Raw genomic sequence first — 17,273 nt, forward strand, 5'->3', positions numbered from 1 at the left:
GGCTCGGCCCTCTCCGTGGTCAGGCCTTGAGGAGATTCTGGAGGTAGACGCCGTAGCCGCTCTTGGCCAGGGGCGCCGCCAACGCAGCGAGGTCCTCGTCGTCGATCCAGGCGTTCCGCCAGGCGATCTCCTCGATGCACCCGATCTTGTGGCCCTGACGGTCTTCGATGACACGGACGTACTCCGATGCCTGCATCATCGATTCGAAGGTACCGGTGTCGAGCCACGCGGTCCCTCGATCGAGCACCTGCACCTGCAGTTCGTCCGCCTCGAGATAACGCTCGTTGACCGTCGAGATCTCGAGCTCCCCCCGGGCGCTCGGCTCGATCGTCTTGGCGATCTCGATGATCTTGTTGTCGTAGAAGTAGAGGCCGGGCACGGCGTAGTTGCTCTTCGGAGCGATCGGCTTCTCTTCGATCGACACGGCTTTGAACGACTCGTCGAACTCGACGACGCCGTAGGCCTTCGGATCGGCCACGTGGTAAGCGAAGATGGTCGCACCGCTGACGTCCGCGTTCTTCTTCAGATTCGACCCCAAGCCGACCCCGTGGAAGATGTTGTCCCCGAGCACGAGAGCGACGCTGTCGTCGCCGATGAAGTCCTCACCGATGATGAACGCCTGGGCCAAGCCGTCGGGCGAGGGCTGGACGGCGTACTGGATGTCCATGCCGAGCTGCGAGCCGTCACCGAGCAGGGCACGGAACTGGTCGTTGTACTCGGGTGTCGTGATGATGAGCACCTCTCGGATGCCAGCCATCATGAGCGTCGACAAGGGGTAGTAGACCATCGGCTTGTCGTAGATGGGCATGAGCTGCTTCGAGATGCCCTTGGTGATGGGCCACAGGCGCGTACCGGACCCGCCGGCGAGGATGATCCCCTTCACGTCAGACGCCCTTCTCGAGGGCGGACGCCCCGTCGAGCGAGTCGTAGAACGCCCGCATGTCGGACCAGGTGGGCAGCAGCCCTGCGTCGGCCGCCTCGGAGAGAGAGGGCGCGTCGGTGTCCTTGGCAGACAGCAACGGTTCTCCGGCTTCGTCGGGGAAGACCAGGCCGATCTCGGGATCGAGGGGGTCGATGCCGTGCTCCTTGTCGGCGTTGAACGTGTCGGTGACCAGGTAGCTCACCGTCGCGTCGTCGCTCAAGGCGACGAAAGCGTGCCCGAGCCCCTCGGCCAGGTAGATGGCACGGCGGTCGACGTCGTCGAGGAGGACCGTGTCCCACTGACCGAACGTCGCGGAACCGACACGGATGTCGATGACGTAGTCGAGCACCGCACCGTGCGTGGCGGTCACGTACTTCGCCTGCCCTCGAGGCACGTCGGCGAAGTGGATGCCACGGACGACGCCCCTCTTCGACACCGACGTGTTGGCCTGACGCAGGTCGATCGGATGACCGACTACGTCGGCCAACTTGTCGAAGCGGTACCACTCGAGGAACACGCCACGGTCGTCGCCGAACTGCTTCGGAGTGATCTCGTAACTGTCTGGGATCTTGAGTTCGCGGATCTGCACCCGGGCAGCCTACCAAGCCGGATGGACGCGGTCGCGGGAGGAGCGAGCGGGAGCACGACGAGGCTCCCGACGGGGGGTGATCAGCGGCCCGACCAGTCGGCGCCCGTCTTCAGTTCGGTCCGCGGGATGCCGAGGGAGGCGATGAGATCGTAGAACCCGGCGGCGTTGATGTTGCGCGGAGCCAAGCCGACGGCCCGCAGCGCGACCACCGTCGATTCGGTCGTCACGTGGCGGATCATGCGCGGGGCGACGACGCAGACGTAGCCGCGGCCGACCTCGGGAAGGCTGTCTGGGCAATGGAGGACGATCATGGAGTTCCTTTCTCGAGACGCTCAGCGGCGCCAGTAGTCGGAGTCGCCGGTGATGGCGGTTCGAGGGACGGAGAAGGCATCCACCAGGAGGTAGAAGTTCTGCCGGCCGACCTCGTAGTAGGGCACTCCCACGACCCGGAGGGCGTTCACCTTGTCGATGGTCGTCAGATGCCGGAGGGAACGGAATCCGAGCAACGCCGTGTACCCGGTGCCGACGCCGTCCAGTGCCTCCGTCGCCCGGACGGTGACGAGGCCGCTGTCGCCCTGGACGGCACCCGCGGGCCCGGCATAGGCACCCACGTAGTCGAAGTGCCAGGGCTCGGGTCGGGAGAACGTGTTGCCCGTGGGACTCCACCCGTACGACGGCGCGTTGGCGTCCATCCACCGCTTGGCCACGCTGCCGGCCTGATCGACCCCGGCCCCGAAGTCGCAGGAGATGCCCCAACCGTGGTTCGACGTGCCCGGGTAGGCGGCCAGGTTGCCGGTGCCCGCCTGGTAGCGGTTCCAGTAGTCGACCTGCCGCTCGTAACTGCGATAGCCCTCGGTGATCGTGAGGGATCGTCCCACGGCGCTGCGGAAGGCGAGGCTCAGGGAGAGGTACTGACGGGCCGCGTCGTCCCGGAGGTACCCGGAGCCGGCCACGGACGCCTGGACGGGCGACATCAGCGCTGCGGGGACCTTGCCGTTCGTCTGGCCACCCCAGGCCTGGAGCGCGGCGGCCGCCAAGGCCTCGGCCACGGTGTCCACGCCCGCCGTCGTCTCACCGAGTTGAACAGCGGCGGCCGCCCGCTCGGGCCTCGACAAGGCGGCCGCCGCGGCGACCGCACCGGCGACGCCGACACCGAGCAGGAGGCCACGGCGATCGAGGGAGGGCGCCCCGGAGGGCAGACCTCTGGAGTCGGATTCGTCTAGGGGCATGCGACGACGTTCGCACGAGCGACGCCGACGGTCCAGACCTTTCTCCCCGGGTCGTGTCGTCCCCCGGGCCGTGTACCCCGGTTTTCCGGCGCTCCCGAGGATCGCTTCCCCCCACGACTGGGGGCAGTCGACGGGATCGACCGCCCCGCCTGCTGTCGACCACCGTCACAGCCGCGGCGCTTCCGGGACCTCCCGAAGGCGAGCGACCGGTCCGATATGATGGCTCGACCGCCTGCGATCGACCCCAAGGGACCACTGTGAAAATTCTCGTCACCGGTGGAGCCGGCTTCATCGGCTCCAACTTCGTCCGCCGCACCCTCGAAGACGCCTACCCGGGCCTCGAAGGGGCCGAGGTCGTCGTCCTCGACGCGCTCACCTACTCGGGCAACGAGGCCAACCTGGCGAGTGTCGCCGACTCCCCCCGTTACACGTTCGTCAAGGGCGACATCCGTGACGGTGCCCTGCTCGACACGCTCTTCCCCGAGGTCGACGCCGTGGTCCACTTCGCCGCGGAGTCCCACGTCGACCGCTCGGTCCGCGACGCCTCGATCTTCGTCGAGACGAACGTGCTGGGAACGCAGCAGCTGCTCGACGCCGCCCTGCGCAACGACCTGAAGCGCTTCGTGCACGTCTCGACCGACGAGGTCTACGGCTCCATCGCCGAGGGCTCCTGGGCCGAGGACCGACCGCTCGAACCGAACTCGCCCTACTCCGCCTCCAAGGCCGGGAGCGACCTGCTCGCCCGCAGCTACCACCGTACGCACGGGCTGAACGTCTCCATCACGCGCTGCAGCAACAACTACGGCCCCTACCACTTCCCCGAGAAGGTCATCCCGCTCTTCGTCACGAACCTGATCGACGACGTGCACGTGCCGCTCTACGGCGAGGGCAACAACATCCGGGACTGGCTGCACGTCGACGACCACACCCGTGGCATCGCCATGGTGCTCGTCAACGGTCGCGCCGGAGAGATCTACAACATCGGCGGCGGGACCGAGCTCACCAACAAAGAGCTCACCGAGATGTTGCTCGAGGCCACCGGCAAGGACTGGTCGTACGTCGACCGCGTCCAGGACCGTCTGGGCCACGACCTGAGGTACTCCGTCGACATCTCGAAGATCCGGGACGAGCTCGGCTACGAGCCCCAGGTCCCGTTCGAGAAGGGTCTCGCCGACGTCGTCCAGTGGTACCGCGACAACCGCGAGTGGTGGCAGCCGCTCAAAGAGCGCGCCGCCCTGTGATGGCCGCCCCTCAGAACTCGAAGTACCTCGTCACCGGGGCCCGGGGCATGCTCGGCACCGACCTGCTCGAGGCGCTCTTCGGGCGTGACGTCACGGTCCTCGGCCGCGCGGACCTCGACGTGACCGACCGGGACGCCGTGTTCGCCGCTGTCGAGGGACACGACGTGGTCATCAACGCCGCCGCGTACACCGCCGTGGACGCGGCCGAGACCGACGAAGAGACCGCATTGGCCGTCAACGGCACCGCCGCCGGTCTGCTGGCCGAGGCGACGGCATCCGTCGGGGCGAAGCTCGTCCAGGTCTCGACCGACTACGTCTTCGACGGCGACGCCACCACGCCCTATGCCGAGGACGCCACGATCGCGCCGGTCAGCGCCTACGGCCGCACGAAGGCCGAGGGAGAGAAGCTCGCCCTCGCCGCCAACCCGGAGGGCACCTTCGTCGTGCGCACGGCGTGGCTGTACGGTGCCCACGGGGGCAACTTCGCGAAGACGATGGTCAAGCTCGCAGGCTCGCACGACACCGTCAAGGTCGTCGACGACCAGCTCGGTCAGCCGACGTGGACGGCCGACCTCGCGGCCCAGATCGTCGCGCTGCTCGACTCCGACGCTCCGGCCGGCGTGTACCACGGCACCAACTCCGGCAGTACGAGCTGGTTCGAGTTCGCCCGGGCCGTCTTCGACGAAGCCGGACTCGATCCGGCCAGGGTCTTGCCGACGGACAGCTCCACCTTCGTCCGTCCCGCACCGAGACCGAGCTACAGCGTCCTCGGCCACGACGCGTGGGGGCGGGCCGGACTGGCGCCCATGCGTCCGTGGAGAGAAGCGCTGGCCGAGGCCGCGAGCAGGGGAGTGTTGCAGACCGATGACCACGCTGCGAGTAGTCGTTGACCAGATCCTGGCTCCCATCCCCGGAGGCATCGGGCGCTACACGGAAGAGCTGACCCGGGCCCTCGTCGAGACGGCTCCCCGCGGCTGCGACGTCGAGGGCGTCGTGGCGGCCCACCCACAGACCGACTACGACCGGTTGACGGATCTGCTCCCGGGGCTGTCCCGTGTCGCCAAGTCGCCACTCGGTCGCCGTGAGTTGTCGCTGGCATGGCAGGGCGGCGTCGTCGGCCTTCCCGGCCGGGGGATGGTCCACGCGACCAGCCTGCTCGCTCCCCTCTACCGTCACGACCGCGCACTCGACCCGGGAACGCAGACCGTCGTCACGATCCACGACACGGTGCCGTGGACCCACCCCGAGACCCTCACCACTCGTGGCGTCCGCTGGCACAAGGCGATGACCAAGCGGGCCTTCAAGCACGCCGACGGCGTCGTCGTGCCGACGCACAGCGTCGCTCGCGAGCTCTCCGAGCTGTTCCCCTTCGGCGACCGCCTGCGCGTCATCGGCGGCGCCGTGAGCCCCAAGCTCGCCGTCCCCGCGGACGCCGACGAGGTCGCCGATGCCCTGGACCTTCCCGAACGGTACGCCCTCAGCGTCGGCACCCTCGAACCGCGCAAGGGCCTCGAGCCCCTCATCCGGGCCCTCGCACACCCCGACGCCCCCGACCTGCCTCTGCTGATCGTCGGCCCCGAGGGATGGGGAGACCTGAAGGTGGCCGACCTGGTCGCCGCGGCAGGGCTCCCCGCCGACAAGGTCCGCACGATGGGCTTCGTGTCGGACGAGCAGCTCGCCGTCCTGTTGCAGCGCGCGTCCGTCTTCGTGTTCCCCAGTCTCGCCGAGGGGTTCGGGCTGCCCGTCGTCGAGGCGTTCAGCCTGGGCACGCCCACCATCGTCTCGGATGCCCCCGCCCTCCTCGAGGTGGCAGCGGACGCGGCCGTCAGCGTGCCGCGGGAAGACTCCGCCGGTTACCCGGAGCGCCTCGCCCAGGCCATGTTCCAGGTCGTCTCCGACGTCGAACTGTCGACACGTCTCGGCATCGCCGGGATCGACCGGGCGCGCGCCTTCAGCTGGCGGGACTCGGCCGACAAGGTGTGGCAGCTGCACGCCGACCTCTGAGGAACCCGGAGACACGGGTCACGACGCGCGTGACCGGCGCGGCAGAGGGGCGCCTCCTCACCCGGCCGCTTCCGCCGACCGGCCTCGACGCACGGCCTGAGACGGGTCGTCAGGGTGCGGTGACGGACGTCGTGGCCTGCGCCACGGCGGTGCGCATCGCGTCGTAGTCCGGGTAGACGTTGTCATAGGTGGGCGGCACGAGTTCGAGACTCGTGATCTGCTGCGACTTCGCCTTGACGGCCAGGTCGACGAAGGCAGCAAGGGCACCCTGCGGGATGTCGGTGTCGACGGTCTGCACACCGGCCGACGCGACTGCCTGGAACTTCGAGAGCACCGTCGCCGGCTGGAACTGGGAGAGGAGCGCCTGCTGCACCTCGCGTTGACGAGCCATGCGGTCGTAGTCGCTGGTGCCGTGCCGCGCCCTGGCGTACCAGAGGGCGTGGTACCCGTCGAGCTTCTGCTCGCCGGGCTCGATCCAGCCGTCGACGTTGATCGGCTGACCGTTGCCGTCCACGCCTCCGTTGATCGGGATGCGCTGCTGCACGTCGACCTGGATGCCGCCGAGCGCGTCGATGAGGTCGACGAAGCCCTGCATGTCGATGAGGGCGTAGTACTGCACCGTCAGGCCCGTGATGCCCTCGACGGCGTCGCGCATCGCCTCGACCCCGGGGTTGCTTCCCCTCGACTCGGCATCGGGGTAGAGGTCGGGATGCTCTTCCCCGTAGGTGTACAGGAAGCTCACGAGGCAGTCGTCACCGCAGTCGTAGCCGTCGGGGTACTCGCCGTACAGCGGCGATCCCGCGACGAAGGGCGCGTCGTACAGGTTCCGCGGGATTCCCACGATGGTGGTCGCACCGGTCTCGGCGTCGATGCTGGCGACCGAGATGCTGTCGGGACGCAGACCCGTGCGGTCGGCCCCCGCATCACCGCCGAGCAACATGATGTTGTAGCGACCGTCCACAGGAGGTGCGGCGTCGGCCCTCGAGGTGAAGAGACTGTTCAGCAGACCGTGCTGCACCCCGGCGAGGTAGGCCCCGTAGGCGGCGGGCCCGACGGTCACCACCATCAAGAGCACCATCGCTCCGGCGAGGAATCCCCGCGCCGAGGGGGCCGTCCGGACGATGCGGGCCAAGCGCAACGTGTCGACGGTCAGCACCACCCACAACACCGCGTAGTACGCGAGGAAGACCTGGACGATCGTGAGGGCGACGACGTTGGTCGCGATCTCGATCAGGGGCGAGCGGAAGGCGAACGCCAGGACGATGACGACGACCGCGACCGCCCAGAAGACCAGGGTGGAGGCGAGCCCCCACCGGCCGAGCCGGCGGCTGCCCGCGAGCACCTGGGCCGAGCCGGGCACGACCACGTTCAACAGGACGAGCACCCACGCTCGCTTCGTCATGAAGGGCTCGGAGGTGGCGTCGGGGTGACGCACGGGCAGGGACGTGCTCACAGTGATCGGCGCAGGTCGGCGTTCTTCTGCTCGACCAGACCGGCGAGGGACTCGGCGTGACGGGCCAACCGCTCGGCGACGGCCGGGTCGTGCGCGCCGATGATGCGGGCCGCGAGCAGGCCGGCGTTGACCGAGCCACCGATCGACACGGTCGCGACGGGGATGCCCGCCGGCATCTGCACGATCGAGAGCAACGAGTCCAGACCGTCGAGCTTGGCCAGCGCGACGGGCACGCCGACCACGGGCAGGGTCGTCACCGAGGCGATCATGCCGGGCAGGTGCGCTGCTCCCCCGGCCCCGGCGATGACGACGGAGATCCCCCGACCGGCGGCGTCTCGACCGAAGGCGATCATCTTGTCGGGCGTGCGGTGCGCCGAGACGACCTCGACCTCGTGCGGGATGCCCAGCTCGGACAAGATCGTCGACGCGCCCTGCATGGTGGGCCAGTCGCTGTCGGAGCCCATGACGATCGCGACCTTCGCGGGCACGGCGGGGTCGTTCGGGCGCACGTCGGTGCTCTTCGGGTCGGACACGGACTAGAGGATAGCCGTCAGTCGGTGAAGAACTCGACAGCGGCGCGCGCCCGGAAGACGGCCTCGTCGAGGTCGTCGCCGACCACGGTGACGTGACCGACCTTGCGACCGGGCCGCGGCTCCTTGCCGTAGTCGTGGACCTTGACCGCCGGCTGGTCGGCCATGAGAGCGGGGAGACGGTCGGCCATCGACCCGGTCGCCGGTCCGCCGAGCACGTTCAGCATGACGCTCCACGGGCGGTGGCAGTCCGTGTCGCCCAGGGGCAGGTCGAGCACGGCCCGGAGGTGCTGTTCGAACTGGCTCGTGGTCGACCCGTCGATCGTCCAATGGCCGGTGTTGTGCGGCCGCATGGCGAGTTCGTTGATCAGCAGCCGCTCGTCGGTCGTCTCGAAGAGCTCGACGGCCAGGACCCCGGTGACGTCGAGCCGCTCGGCGACCGTCCGGGCGATCTCGTCGGCCAGGTCGGCCAGGCGACCGGCACTCGAGGGCGCCGGGGCGAAGACCTCGGAACAGACCCCGTCGCGTTGGACGGTCTCGACGAGGGGCCACGGGACGATGTCGCCGCTCGGACGACGGGCCACGAGCTGCGACAGCTCACGCCGGAACTCGACGAGCTCCTCGACGAGGAGCGCGCCTCCGTTGCCGTCCTCGGCCAGGGCTCCGAACCAGTCGTCGGCTTCGTGCGCGGCCGAGACCACGCGCACGCCTTTGCCGTCGTAACCACCCCGCGCGGTCTTGACGACCGCCCGGCCTCCGTGGTCGGCGAGGAACGCCTCGAGCTCGGATGCGTCGTGGACGGCCGCCCAGTCCGGGACGGGCAGCCCGAGCTCGGTGAGCCGCTGACGCATGACGATCTTGTCCTGCGCGACGGCCAGCGCGGACGGCCCGGGATGCACGGGCACGCCCGCGTCGACGAGGGCGGTCAGGACCTGCTGGGGAACGTGCTCGTGGTCGAAGGTGACCACGTCGACCGTGCGGGCGAAATCGAGGACGACGTCGACGTCGTGGTAGTCACCCACCTGTGTCGCCGCCAGCCTGGCCGAACTGCCCTCGGCCTCGGCTAGGACGCTGATCTCGATGCCGAGGTGGACGGCGGGCGGGATCATCATGCGGGCGAGCTGGCCGCCGCCGATCACGCCGACACGGTTTGCCATCTGGTCCTCTTCCTGTCGTGCTCCGGGCGTCACCGGGAGAGGACGGGCTCATCCGTCGGCTTCCGGCTCGAACCATCTTGCCCGATGGTCGACCTGGCCGTCGCGAGGCTACGGTCGCCCGAGCCCCCGGAACTCGAACCCGGCCTCGCGCCACTCGGCGGGGTCGAACACGTTGCGCGCGTCGACGATGCGGCGCCGGGAGACGAGGGCGACGACGTCGGCCGGACGCAGCGCCTTGAACTGCGCCCATTCGGTGAGGACCAACACGAGCTCGGCGTCGCGGAGGGCGGTGGGGACGTCCCCGACGTAGGTGAGGTCGGGAGCCAGCCGGGCGGCGGTCTCGTTGGCCTCGGGGTCGTGGACGACCACGTCGGCCCCGGCGGCGTGCAGTCGTCGGGCGACGTCGAGGGCCGGCGAGTCGCGGACGTCGTCGCTGTCGGGCTTGAACGCCACCCCGAGGACGGCGACACGCGCACCGCGCACCTCGCCGAGCAACTCGCCCGCGAGCTCGACGACGCGGTCGCGGCGGCGCAGGTTCACGGCGTCGACGTCGGCGAGGAAGTCCAGGGACTCGAGCCCCAACTCGCGCGATCGAGCCCGGAACGCTCGGATGTCCTTCGGCAGGCACCCGCCGCCGAAGCCGAGGCCGGCGTTGAGGAACCGGCGGCCGATGCGGGCGTCGTGCCCGATCGCGTCGGCCAGCTGCGTCACGTCCGCACCGGTGGCCTCGGCGATCTCGGCCATCGCGTTGATGAACGAGATCTTCGTCGCGAGGAACGCGTTGGCCGAGACCTTCACCAGTTCGGCCGTCGCGTACCCGGTCACGAGCCGGGGCGTGCCCGTCGCCAGAGCCGTCGCGTAGACCTCGTCGAGCACGGCCGTCGCCCGCTCACCGGCGTCACCGTCGGGCACTCCGTAGACGAAGCGGTCGGGCGCGACGGTGTCGGCCACGGCGAAGCCCTCGCGGAGGAACTCGGGGTTCCAGGCCAGGTCGGCCCCGGAGGAGGCGCGGACCAGGTCGGCGAGTCGGCTCGCGGTGCCGACGGGAACGGTGGACTTGCCCACCACGAGGTCGCCGTCGGCGAGGTGGGGCAAGAGCCCCTGGACCGCGGCGTCGACGTAGGTGAGGTCGGCCGCGTCGCTGCCCGGGGTCTGCGGGGTGCCGACGGCGACGAAGTGGACCTGCGAACCGGCGGCGTCGGCCGGTTCGGTCGAGAACCGCAGTCGCCCCGAGTCGAGGGCCCGGCGGAGGGCCTCGGGCAGGCCGGGTTCGAAGAACGGGGCGTGACCCGACGAGAGCAGGGCGATCTTGCCCGGGTCGACGTCGATGCCGACCACGTCGTGCCCGAGGTCGGCCATGCACGCGGCGTGCACGGCTCCGAGGTAACCGCAACCGATGACTGAGATTCGCATTGTAATATCCTATATCACGCGAGCCGGATCAGATGACCCGGTCGTCGCCCCATGAGGTGGTGTCGGCGTGTCCGACGGACTGCTCGTGTTGGCGACGCTGCGCGACGCTGTTGAGGTTCGACTCCATCAGGTCGTGCAGGGTCGATTGGACGAGGTCGGCCGACGGCACGTCCCAGAGGACGAGCGGACGGTCGAGGCCGGTGTTGATCAGGACGTCTCCGCTGCGGAAGGCGCTCTGCACCGAGTTCTTGCGCACCGTGAGGTCGTAGCCGCGGCTGTGGAGCAACTCTTGACGAGTGCGTACGAACAGCCCCTTGCGCACGACGAGGCGACGCGAGGTGATGACGTAGCGCTTGCCGAGCCAGATCAGCACGGGCACCAACCAGAGCAGCACGATGAGGGCGACGGCCGCGCCCAGCACGACGTAGTTCTGCCAGGCGACGTCGAAGCGACCGCCGAAGTAGCCGGTCGCGGCGCAGATGCCGACGAGCCCGAGGGACGGCCAGAACAGCACGCGGGCGTGGGGACGCAGCCGCGCGACGACGTACTCGGTCGGCTGTGGTCCGTCGCTGCTCACAGGCTCATTCATACCGCAGATGCGTGACGTCACCCGAAGCGACGGCCGTCAGCCCGCCGGTCGAGGCGGAACGCACGACCAACCGGCCCGCCTCGTCGACGTCGACGGCCTCGCCCACGAGAGCCGCGCCTCCGGGGAGTTCGACGCGGACGTCGCGCCCCAGCGTCGCGCAGTGCGTGCGCACCAGCGACAGGGCGCCGCTCGCCACGGCGTCGCCCCGGGCAGCGGCGAGGTCGGCGACGAACCGGGCCAGACCGGAGACCCAGGCCGACAGCACGGCGTCGGCGAGCTCGTGAGCCGTGCCCCGCGCACCGTGCAGACCGAGCGACGTCGAGGTCGGCGTCGGCAGCTCACCGGCCGGCACCGTGAGGTTGACCCCGGCCCCCACGACCACGGCGCTCGCGTCGGGCCTCAGCTCGGCGAGCAGGCCGCAGACCTTTCCGCCGGCCACCTGCACGTCGTTGGGCCACTTCAGCGTGACGTCGCCACCCGGGAGCAGGCCCTGGACGGAGGCGCGCATCGCGACGCCGGCGAGGAGCGGCACCCAGCCGAGCGCGTCGACCGGCAGGTCGCCCCGGTGCAGCAGGACGCTCGCCGCGAGGGAACGACCGGGCGCGGTCTCCCACCGTCGACCGAGTCGGCCCCTCCCGGCGGACTGGTCGAGGGTCAGCCAGGTCGCCAGGTGCGGCTCGTCGACGGCGGCCAGCAGGTCGGCGTTGGTCGATCCGGTGGACTCGAGCACCACGAGACGGGGGCTGACGGACGCGCTGAGGGGGAAGTCCATCGGGTCAGCCTAGGCGGCCTCGGTTGACGACTCCTACGACGTCCGACGGCGTCCACGCGTGGAAACCTCCAACGGATGGCTGCGGGTCGGTCAGTAGAGTGAAGCGCGTGACTCCTGACTCCGCGCCACCCACCGACGCCGCGCCCGACCTGCACACCACCGCGGGCAAGCTCGCCGACCTCAAGGCCCGCTATCACGAGGCCGTGACGGCCAGCGGCGAGGCCGCGATCGCGAAGCAGCACGCCAAGGGCAAGAAGACGGCCCGCGAACGGATCGACGAGCTGCTCGACCCGGGTTCGTTCGTCGAACTCGACGAGTTCGTCCGGCACCGCACCCACGCCTTCGGCATGGAGGCCAAACGGCCCTACGGCGACGCGGTCGTCACGGGCACGGGCACGATCCACGGCCGCCAGGTCGCGGTCTACTCGCAGGACTTCACCATCTTCGGCGGCTCGCTCGGCGAGGTCGCGGGCGAGAAGATCATCAAGGTCATGCAGCTGGCCCTCAAGACCGGGGTGCCCATCATCGGCATCCTCGACTCGGGCGGAGCGCGCATCCAGGAGGGCGTCGTCGCCCTCGGCAAGTACGGCGAGATCTTCCGGCTGAACACGGCCGCCTCGGGCGTCATCCCCCAGATCTCGCTGATCATGGGCCCCGCGGCCGGAGGCGCGGTGTACTCCCCCGCGCTGACCGACTTCGTGATCATGGTCGACAAGACGAGCCACATGTTCGTCACCGGCCCGGACGTCATCAAGACCGTGACGGGCGAGGACGTGGGCTTCGAGGAGCTCGGCGGAGCCCTGACCCACAACAAGGTCTCGGGCGTGTCGCACTACCTGGCGAGCGACGAGGACGACGCCCTCGACTACGCCCGCGCGCTGCTCTCGTACCTGCCCGACAACAACCTGGCCGACCCGCACGTCTTCGACGTGCCGGTCGAACTCGAGACCACCGACCACGACCGCCAGCTGAACACGCTGATCCCGGACAGCCCGAACCAGCCCTACGACGTCATGACCGTCATCGACCACGTCGTCGACGACGGCGAGTTCCTCGAGGTCCAGCCGCTGTTCGCGCCCAACATCGTCGTGGGCTTCGGCCGGGTGGAGGGCCGTCCGGTGGGCGTGATCGCCAACCAGCCGTCCGCCATGGCCGGCACCCTCAACATCGAGGCCGGCGAGAAGGCCAGTCGTTTCGTGCGCTTCTGCGACGCGTTCAACATCCCGATCCTCACCCTGGTCGACGTGCCCGGCTACCTGCCCGGCACGGACCAGGAGTGGACCGGTGTCATCCGTCGCGGAGCCAAGCTGCTCTACGCCTACGCCGAGGCCACGGTCCCGCTCGTGACGGTGATCACCCGCAAGGCGTACGGCGGCGCCTACATCGTCATGGGGTCGAAGCAGTTGGGTGCCGACATCAACCTCGCGTGGCCCACGGCCGAGATCGCCGTGATGGGCGGTCAGGGCGCCGTCAACATCCTCTACCGCAACGAGATCAAGGCGGCGGCCGAGGCGGGCGAAGACGTGGCGGCCGTGCGCACGCGACTGGCCAACGAGTACACCTACAACGTGGCGAGTCCCTTCCTCGCCGCGGAGCGGGGCGAACTCGACGGTGTCGTCGAACCGGCCGCGACCCGCGTCGCCGTCATCAAGGCACTGCGGGCCCTCAAGACCAAGCGGGCGACCCTGCCGCCGAAGAAGCACGGGAACATCCCCCTGTGAGTGGTCGCCACGCCGCCGACTCCCCCGACCCGGCGGACTCCCCCACCGACCCGGTCGAGCAGCCGTCGGCTCCCCTCATCAGGGTCGTCGCCGGGGACCCGACGCCGGACGAACTGGCGGCCGTCACGGCGCTGCTCGCCGCCGTCGCGGCCGGCCGGGCCGGATCGGCGACGACGACGTCCTCCCGACCCACGACGTCGGGCTGGACGCGATCGGCCCGGGCACCCCGTCCCGTCATCACGGCCGGAGAAGGCCGCTGGCGGGGTTTCGAGGGCTGACGCCCCCGGAACGGGGGTAGACGCAGTCATCTTCCCCCGCCTGTCCCCCTAAATGACGACTGCACCCGGGGCCCCGACCCACCATGCTTGCTCTTGCTAGGTGTCTCTCTCGGAGTCACACCACCAGCAGGACCACATGGGTAGTGGCTTCCTGCCGGGGGGAGTCAGGGCGACATTCGGGTTGCCGCCCTGACTCAGGGTCTCGGAAGGGCCGGACGATCGTCCGGCCCTTCCTTCTTCCACCGGCCCCATCGTGAGGCTGCCCGGTGGACGATCAGGGCGCCGAGCGGGGGATCTGCAGCCAGAGCTGCACCTCGTCGGCGTCGTCGTCCTCGTCCGCGTCGGCCGAGACGCCTCGGCCGAGGGCGCTCGACGACAGGTCCGGCGAACCGAGCCCGACGACCGTGACGGCGTCGTCTCCCCCGCCCTGGACGGTCCGGACGATGATGCGATCGGCGAGCGAGCCGCGGAGGGCCTCGGCGAGCACGGCATGGACCCGCCGCAGATCCGTGGGCCCGAGGTCGTCGAGGCCTCCCTCGTCGAGGAGGCTGACGACGGCCCCCCGACGACGCGCCGCCATGACTTCGTGACGCACGTCGTCGTCGAGGAGGCGGCGTCCCCGGATCTCGTCCCGGATGGCCCCCTCGAGGTTCAGGCACTCCTGGCGCTCGGCCGCGGTCAGGTCGCCGTGTCGATCGACGATGGTCTGGAGCATCGGCCGTGCCGTCCGGCCCGTCTGCAGCAGCCGGTACTGCCGCTCGTTCACGTGGGCTTCCTGCGCGGCCTGCCAGTCCGCCGCCTCGTGCTCGGCGAGGATGAACTCTCGCGTCTCGCGCCCGGCACGCGTGAGCGTGCTCGACATCGCGTGGCTGAAGGCGACCCAGACCACGCTGCCGACGATGCCGAGGTCGGCGATCTGTTCGGCCCCGGCCCAGAGCACCCCGTGAGCCGCCATGAATCCGACCCCGAGCCAGGCGAACCCCTGGCGGCGTCTCGTCGACACGATCACCATGAGCGTGCCCACGGCCGCCACGTACCACGTGGCATAGCCGTTCTTCACCGAGCTGTCGAGCTCGGAGGTCACGACCAGCGGGAGGACGATGCTGACGGCGAGGCAGAACGAGGCCAGCCACACGGGCATGATGACGTGGCGGCTGGGCCACAGCACGGCCACGGTCGCCGCGGCGTACAACACCATGCACGCGACGACGGGCAGCGGATCGGTGAACCGGTCCAACGAGGCCACGGCGAGGACCAGATGGTAGGCCGAGAAGACGGCGGCGAGCGAGACGATCAGCCACCGCGGCACGGAGACCCTCACGCGACGCCCTCCGGGATGCCCGTCTCGTCGGCGCGGTCGGGCGAGGAACGGGGAGCCGGTCCCCCCTCGAGGAGGGCGCCGACCGGCCACTGCAGTCGCACGAGGGTTCCGCGCCCCGGTGCCGAGTCGATGGTCGCGAGTCCGCCGGCGTTGTTCAGCCTCTCGTGGATCGACACCCGGACACCCAGACGCTCGGTCGGCACCGTCGCCGGCTCGAAGCCCTTGCCCGTGTCGCCGACCTCGACGGTCGTGAGGCCGGTCGCCTCGCGGGTGACGTCGACCCACCGCCGGACACCGGGCGCGTCCCCGGCGTGCTGGGAACTGTTCACCAGGGCCTGCACGGCGGCGGAGTAGAGGGCCTCCGCGGCGGTGGACGGGATGCCCTCGCCCTCGATCGGGCCCCGGCGCAGCTCGACGGAGACGCCCAGGTCCGACACGGCGGCTTCAATGCGGTCGACCATGCCCGTGACCGTCGTGTCGGACTCGTCGAACGGAGTCGTGCTCGCCGCCGCCGAGAGGTGGGACATCGCGTTCCGGGCCATGTTGGTCGACAGCTCACGCTCTTCGGGTGACCAGGCCCTGGCCGCCTGGATGAAGGTCGTGAGGACGCTGTCGTGCACGATGGCGTCGACCTGCACCCGTTCGAGCTCGGTGGCGTGCTCGCGGATCGCCTCGGAGTACCGCGCGACCGCGGTCGCCTGGGCCTGGTCGACGTTCGCGGCCGCCTGGCGCAGGATCACCACGAGGATCAGGACCGCACCGCCGAGCAGGATCGCGTAGACGGAGTCGAGGGTCGCACGCTGCGGAGAGACCGCTCCGCCCGACGGCGTCAGGCGGATGAAGCCGTAGACGGCGGGGGCGACGAAGAGGTAGCCGGTCGCGATCCAGGTGGAGAACGCCGACGCGGCCGAGGCCGTGGCCACGGTGCACAGGTACCAGAGCCAGGGCACGCTCGCCTGGACCTCGCTGGGGTCGTCGACGGCGAGGGGCCAGGTGACCAGCGCGATCAGGTAGGCGATCGCGACGAAGGCCTCGACCGTGGTCACGCCGCGCTGCACGAGGCTCGCCACGACCAACGCCAGGAACCCGCCGAACATGGCCAGGCCGATCACCCAGGCCCAGGCGAGCTGCATGCTCCCGACCTGACCGATCATCCCGGGCAGGGCCTGCAGGCCGAACACGAGACCGGCCGCGGCGATGATGCGCCCCAGCACCTTGTCGAGCAGGGCACGACTGATCGGGTTGCGCGGGGGCCGCAGGGGCCCGAGCGGGAGCGGGCCGGTCAGCCGACCCTCACCGGCCATCGCCACCGTCCGCGTCGAGCCCCGGCAGGATGCCGTCCTCGACGGCGCGACGGAGGAGGTCGACCTTGGTGGGTGCCGGGCGTCCGACCTCGACGTACTTGACGCGGATGCGGTCGAGGTACTCGCGGGCCGTCGAGTAGCCGATGCCGAGCTGCTGGGCGGCCAGCTTCAGCGGCAGACCCGAGGCGTAGAGGTGCAGGATCTCGCGCTCGCGACGACCCAACTGGGCCTTGGCGAAGTCGCGGTCGGCATCGATCGCGCTCGCCCACTCGAGGTTGTTGAGCACGTCGCCGCGGGCGACCGTGGCGACCGCGGCCATGACGGTCTTCGTGGCGGAGGACTTCGGGATGACGCCGGCCGCCCCCGCGGCGAGCGCCTCACGGACCGAGGCGACCCGGTCGGCGATGCTGTGCACGAGGACGGCCGACCCCGTGGCCTGGACGCGCTTGACGTTCTCGGTGACGGTCGAGCCGTCGCCGAGCGACAGGTCGAGGACGACGACGTCGACCTCGCGACCCGCGAGGTTCTCGACGAACTCCTGCACGCCGGCGGCGGTGAGGATCACCTCGAAGCCCTCGTTCTGGCACGCGGCCTGGATGCCGAGCCGCACCGACTCGTGGTCGTCGACGACGGCGACCCGCACGGGTGCTGTCTGGCGGGTGGCGATGGGGGTCTCGGTCGTGATGTCTGACACGGTGATCCTTCGGTCGGCGTGTGCCCTGGTCCCTGAATCCCGGGCGTGCACGGGGT

Annotated in this window: 18 protein-coding genes; 5 read left to right on the forward strand and 13 right to left on the reverse strand. The window is 70.1% G+C overall.

Features of this window, described 5'->3' with window-relative positions:
- Positions 1-19: 19 nt before the first annotated feature.
- The 4 genes from rfbA to QRN23_RS06205 all read right to left on the reverse strand — a co-directional run bounded on the left by rfbA (position 20) and on the right by QRN23_RS06205 (position 2,740).
- Positions 20-883, reverse strand: a complete 864-nt coding sequence (rfbA, locus tag QRN23_RS06190) for a glucose-1-phosphate thymidylyltransferase RfbA (RefSeq protein WP_285062913.1) — start codon at positions 881-883, stop codon at positions 20-22.
- Position 884: 1 nt separating this feature from the next.
- Complete coding sequence (locus tag QRN23_RS06195; protein WP_285062915.1) at positions 885-1,511, reverse strand: dTDP-4-dehydrorhamnose 3,5-epimerase family protein; 627 nt, start codon at positions 1,509-1,511, stop codon at positions 885-887.
- 80 nt (positions 1,512-1,591) lie between these two features.
- The gene (locus QRN23_RS06200) at positions 1,592-1,822 is read right to left on the reverse strand and encodes a hypothetical protein (RefSeq protein WP_123570444.1); all 231 of its coding nucleotides are present in this window, start codon (positions 1,820-1,822) and stop codon (positions 1,592-1,594) included.
- Positions 1,823-1,843: 21 nt separating this feature from the next.
- On the reverse strand, positions 1,844-2,740 hold the full coding sequence (locus QRN23_RS06205; protein WP_285062916.1) for a M15 family metallopeptidase: 897 nt from the start codon (positions 2,738-2,740) through the stop codon (positions 1,844-1,846).
- Between the two features lie 257 nt (positions 2,741-2,997).
- Here QRN23_RS06205 and rfbB point away from each other — a divergent pair, with 257 nt between their 5' ends.
- The 3 genes from rfbB to QRN23_RS06220 are packed head-to-tail and all read left to right on the forward strand — an operon-like array spanning position 2,998 to position 5,985.
- Entirely contained in the window at positions 2,998-3,981 is a 984-nt protein-coding gene (gene rfbB / locus QRN23_RS06210) for a dTDP-glucose 4,6-dehydratase (protein ID WP_056225636.1), read from the forward strand.
- Positions 3,981-4,871 (forward strand): dTDP-4-dehydrorhamnose reductase, encoded by an 891-nt coding sequence (rfbD, locus tag QRN23_RS06215; protein WP_285062920.1) that lies wholly within the window; start codon positions 3,981-3,983, stop codon positions 4,869-4,871. The genes rfbB and rfbD overlap by 1 nt, the downstream gene beginning before the upstream one ends.
- A complete protein-coding gene (locus QRN23_RS06220) occupies positions 4,846-5,985 on the forward strand; it encodes a glycosyltransferase family 4 protein (RefSeq protein ID WP_285062922.1) in 1,140 nt (379 codons plus the stop codon). Before rfbD ends, QRN23_RS06220 begins: the two co-directional genes overlap by 26 nt.
- 109 nt (positions 5,986-6,094) lie before the next feature.
- On the opposite strand, the gene QRN23_RS06225 is transcribed toward QRN23_RS06220, so the two are convergent.
- The 6 genes from QRN23_RS06225 to QRN23_RS06250 all read right to left on the reverse strand — a co-directional run bounded on the left by QRN23_RS06225 (position 6,095) and on the right by QRN23_RS06250 (position 11,899).
- Positions 6,095-7,387 carry an LCP family protein gene (locus QRN23_RS06225; protein ID WP_173151206.1) on the reverse strand — a complete coding sequence of 431 codons (1,293 nt, stop codon included), beginning with the start codon at positions 7,385-7,387 and terminating at the stop codon, positions 6,095-6,097.
- Between the two features lie 47 nt (positions 7,388-7,434).
- Positions 7,435-7,902: a 5-(carboxyamino)imidazole ribonucleotide mutase gene (gene purE, locus QRN23_RS06230; RefSeq protein ID WP_199736262.1), complete on the reverse strand. Its 468-nt coding sequence runs from the start codon at positions 7,900-7,902 to the stop codon at positions 7,435-7,437.
- Positions 7,903-7,988: 86 nt separating this feature from the next.
- Positions 7,989-9,158 carry a 5-(carboxyamino)imidazole ribonucleotide synthase gene (locus QRN23_RS06235; protein WP_255477487.1) on the reverse strand — a complete coding sequence of 390 codons (1,170 nt, stop codon included), beginning with the start codon at positions 9,156-9,158 and terminating at the stop codon, positions 7,989-7,991.
- 75 nt (positions 9,159-9,233) lie between these two features.
- Positions 9,234-10,538 carry a UDP-glucose dehydrogenase family protein gene (locus QRN23_RS06240; protein ID WP_200412269.1) on the reverse strand — a complete coding sequence of 435 codons (1,305 nt, stop codon included), beginning with the start codon at positions 10,536-10,538 and terminating at the stop codon, positions 9,234-9,236.
- Between the two features lie 28 nt (positions 10,539-10,566).
- On the reverse strand, positions 10,567-11,115 hold the full coding sequence (locus tag QRN23_RS06245) for a PH domain-containing protein (protein ID WP_285062925.1): 549 nt from the start codon (positions 11,113-11,115) through the stop codon (positions 10,567-10,569).
- 4 nt (positions 11,116-11,119) lie between these two features.
- Positions 11,120-11,899: a biotin--[acetyl-CoA-carboxylase] ligase gene (locus tag QRN23_RS06250; RefSeq protein WP_285062926.1), complete on the reverse strand. Its 780-nt coding sequence runs from the start codon at positions 11,897-11,899 to the stop codon at positions 11,120-11,122.
- A gap of 107 nt (positions 11,900-12,006) precedes the next feature.
- On the opposite strand from QRN23_RS06250, the gene QRN23_RS06255 reads away from it, so the two are divergent.
- Positions 12,007-13,620, forward strand: a complete 1,614-nt coding sequence (locus QRN23_RS06255) for an acyl-CoA carboxylase subunit beta (RefSeq protein ID WP_200412272.1) — start codon at positions 12,007-12,009, stop codon at positions 13,618-13,620.
- Positions 13,617-13,898: an acyl-CoA carboxylase epsilon subunit gene (locus QRN23_RS06260; protein WP_285062929.1), complete on the forward strand. Its 282-nt coding sequence runs from the start codon at positions 13,617-13,619 to the stop codon at positions 13,896-13,898. The genes QRN23_RS06255 and QRN23_RS06260 overlap by 4 nt, the downstream gene beginning before the upstream one ends.
- Before the next feature lie 274 nt (positions 13,899-14,172).
- On the opposite strand, the gene QRN23_RS06265 is transcribed toward QRN23_RS06260, so the two are convergent.
- From QRN23_RS06265 to QRN23_RS06275, 3 genes are read right to left on the reverse strand one after another with little or no spacing between them, the layout of a single operon-like run.
- Positions 14,173-15,219: a DUF8320 family protein gene (locus tag QRN23_RS06265; RefSeq protein ID WP_056046380.1), complete on the reverse strand. Its 1,047-nt coding sequence runs from the start codon at positions 15,217-15,219 to the stop codon at positions 14,173-14,175.
- Positions 15,216-16,523, reverse strand: coding sequence for a sensor histidine kinase (locus QRN23_RS06270; RefSeq protein WP_173151220.1), 1,308 nt, complete (start codon positions 16,521-16,523; stop codon positions 15,216-15,218). Before QRN23_RS06270 ends, QRN23_RS06265 begins: the two co-directional genes overlap by 4 nt.
- Positions 16,513-17,217 carry a response regulator transcription factor gene (locus tag QRN23_RS06275; RefSeq protein ID WP_123570456.1) on the reverse strand — a complete coding sequence of 235 codons (705 nt, stop codon included), beginning with the start codon at positions 17,215-17,217 and terminating at the stop codon, positions 16,513-16,515. The genes QRN23_RS06270 and QRN23_RS06275 overlap by 11 nt, the downstream gene beginning before the upstream one ends.
- Between the last annotated feature and the right edge of the window lie 56 nt (positions 17,218-17,273).

It is taken from the genome of Frigoribacterium sp. ME-P-080, from assembly GCF_030209595.1.
In the GTDB taxonomy this organism is placed as follows: domain Bacteria; phylum Actinomycetota; class Actinomycetes; order Actinomycetales; family Microbacteriaceae; genus Frigoribacterium.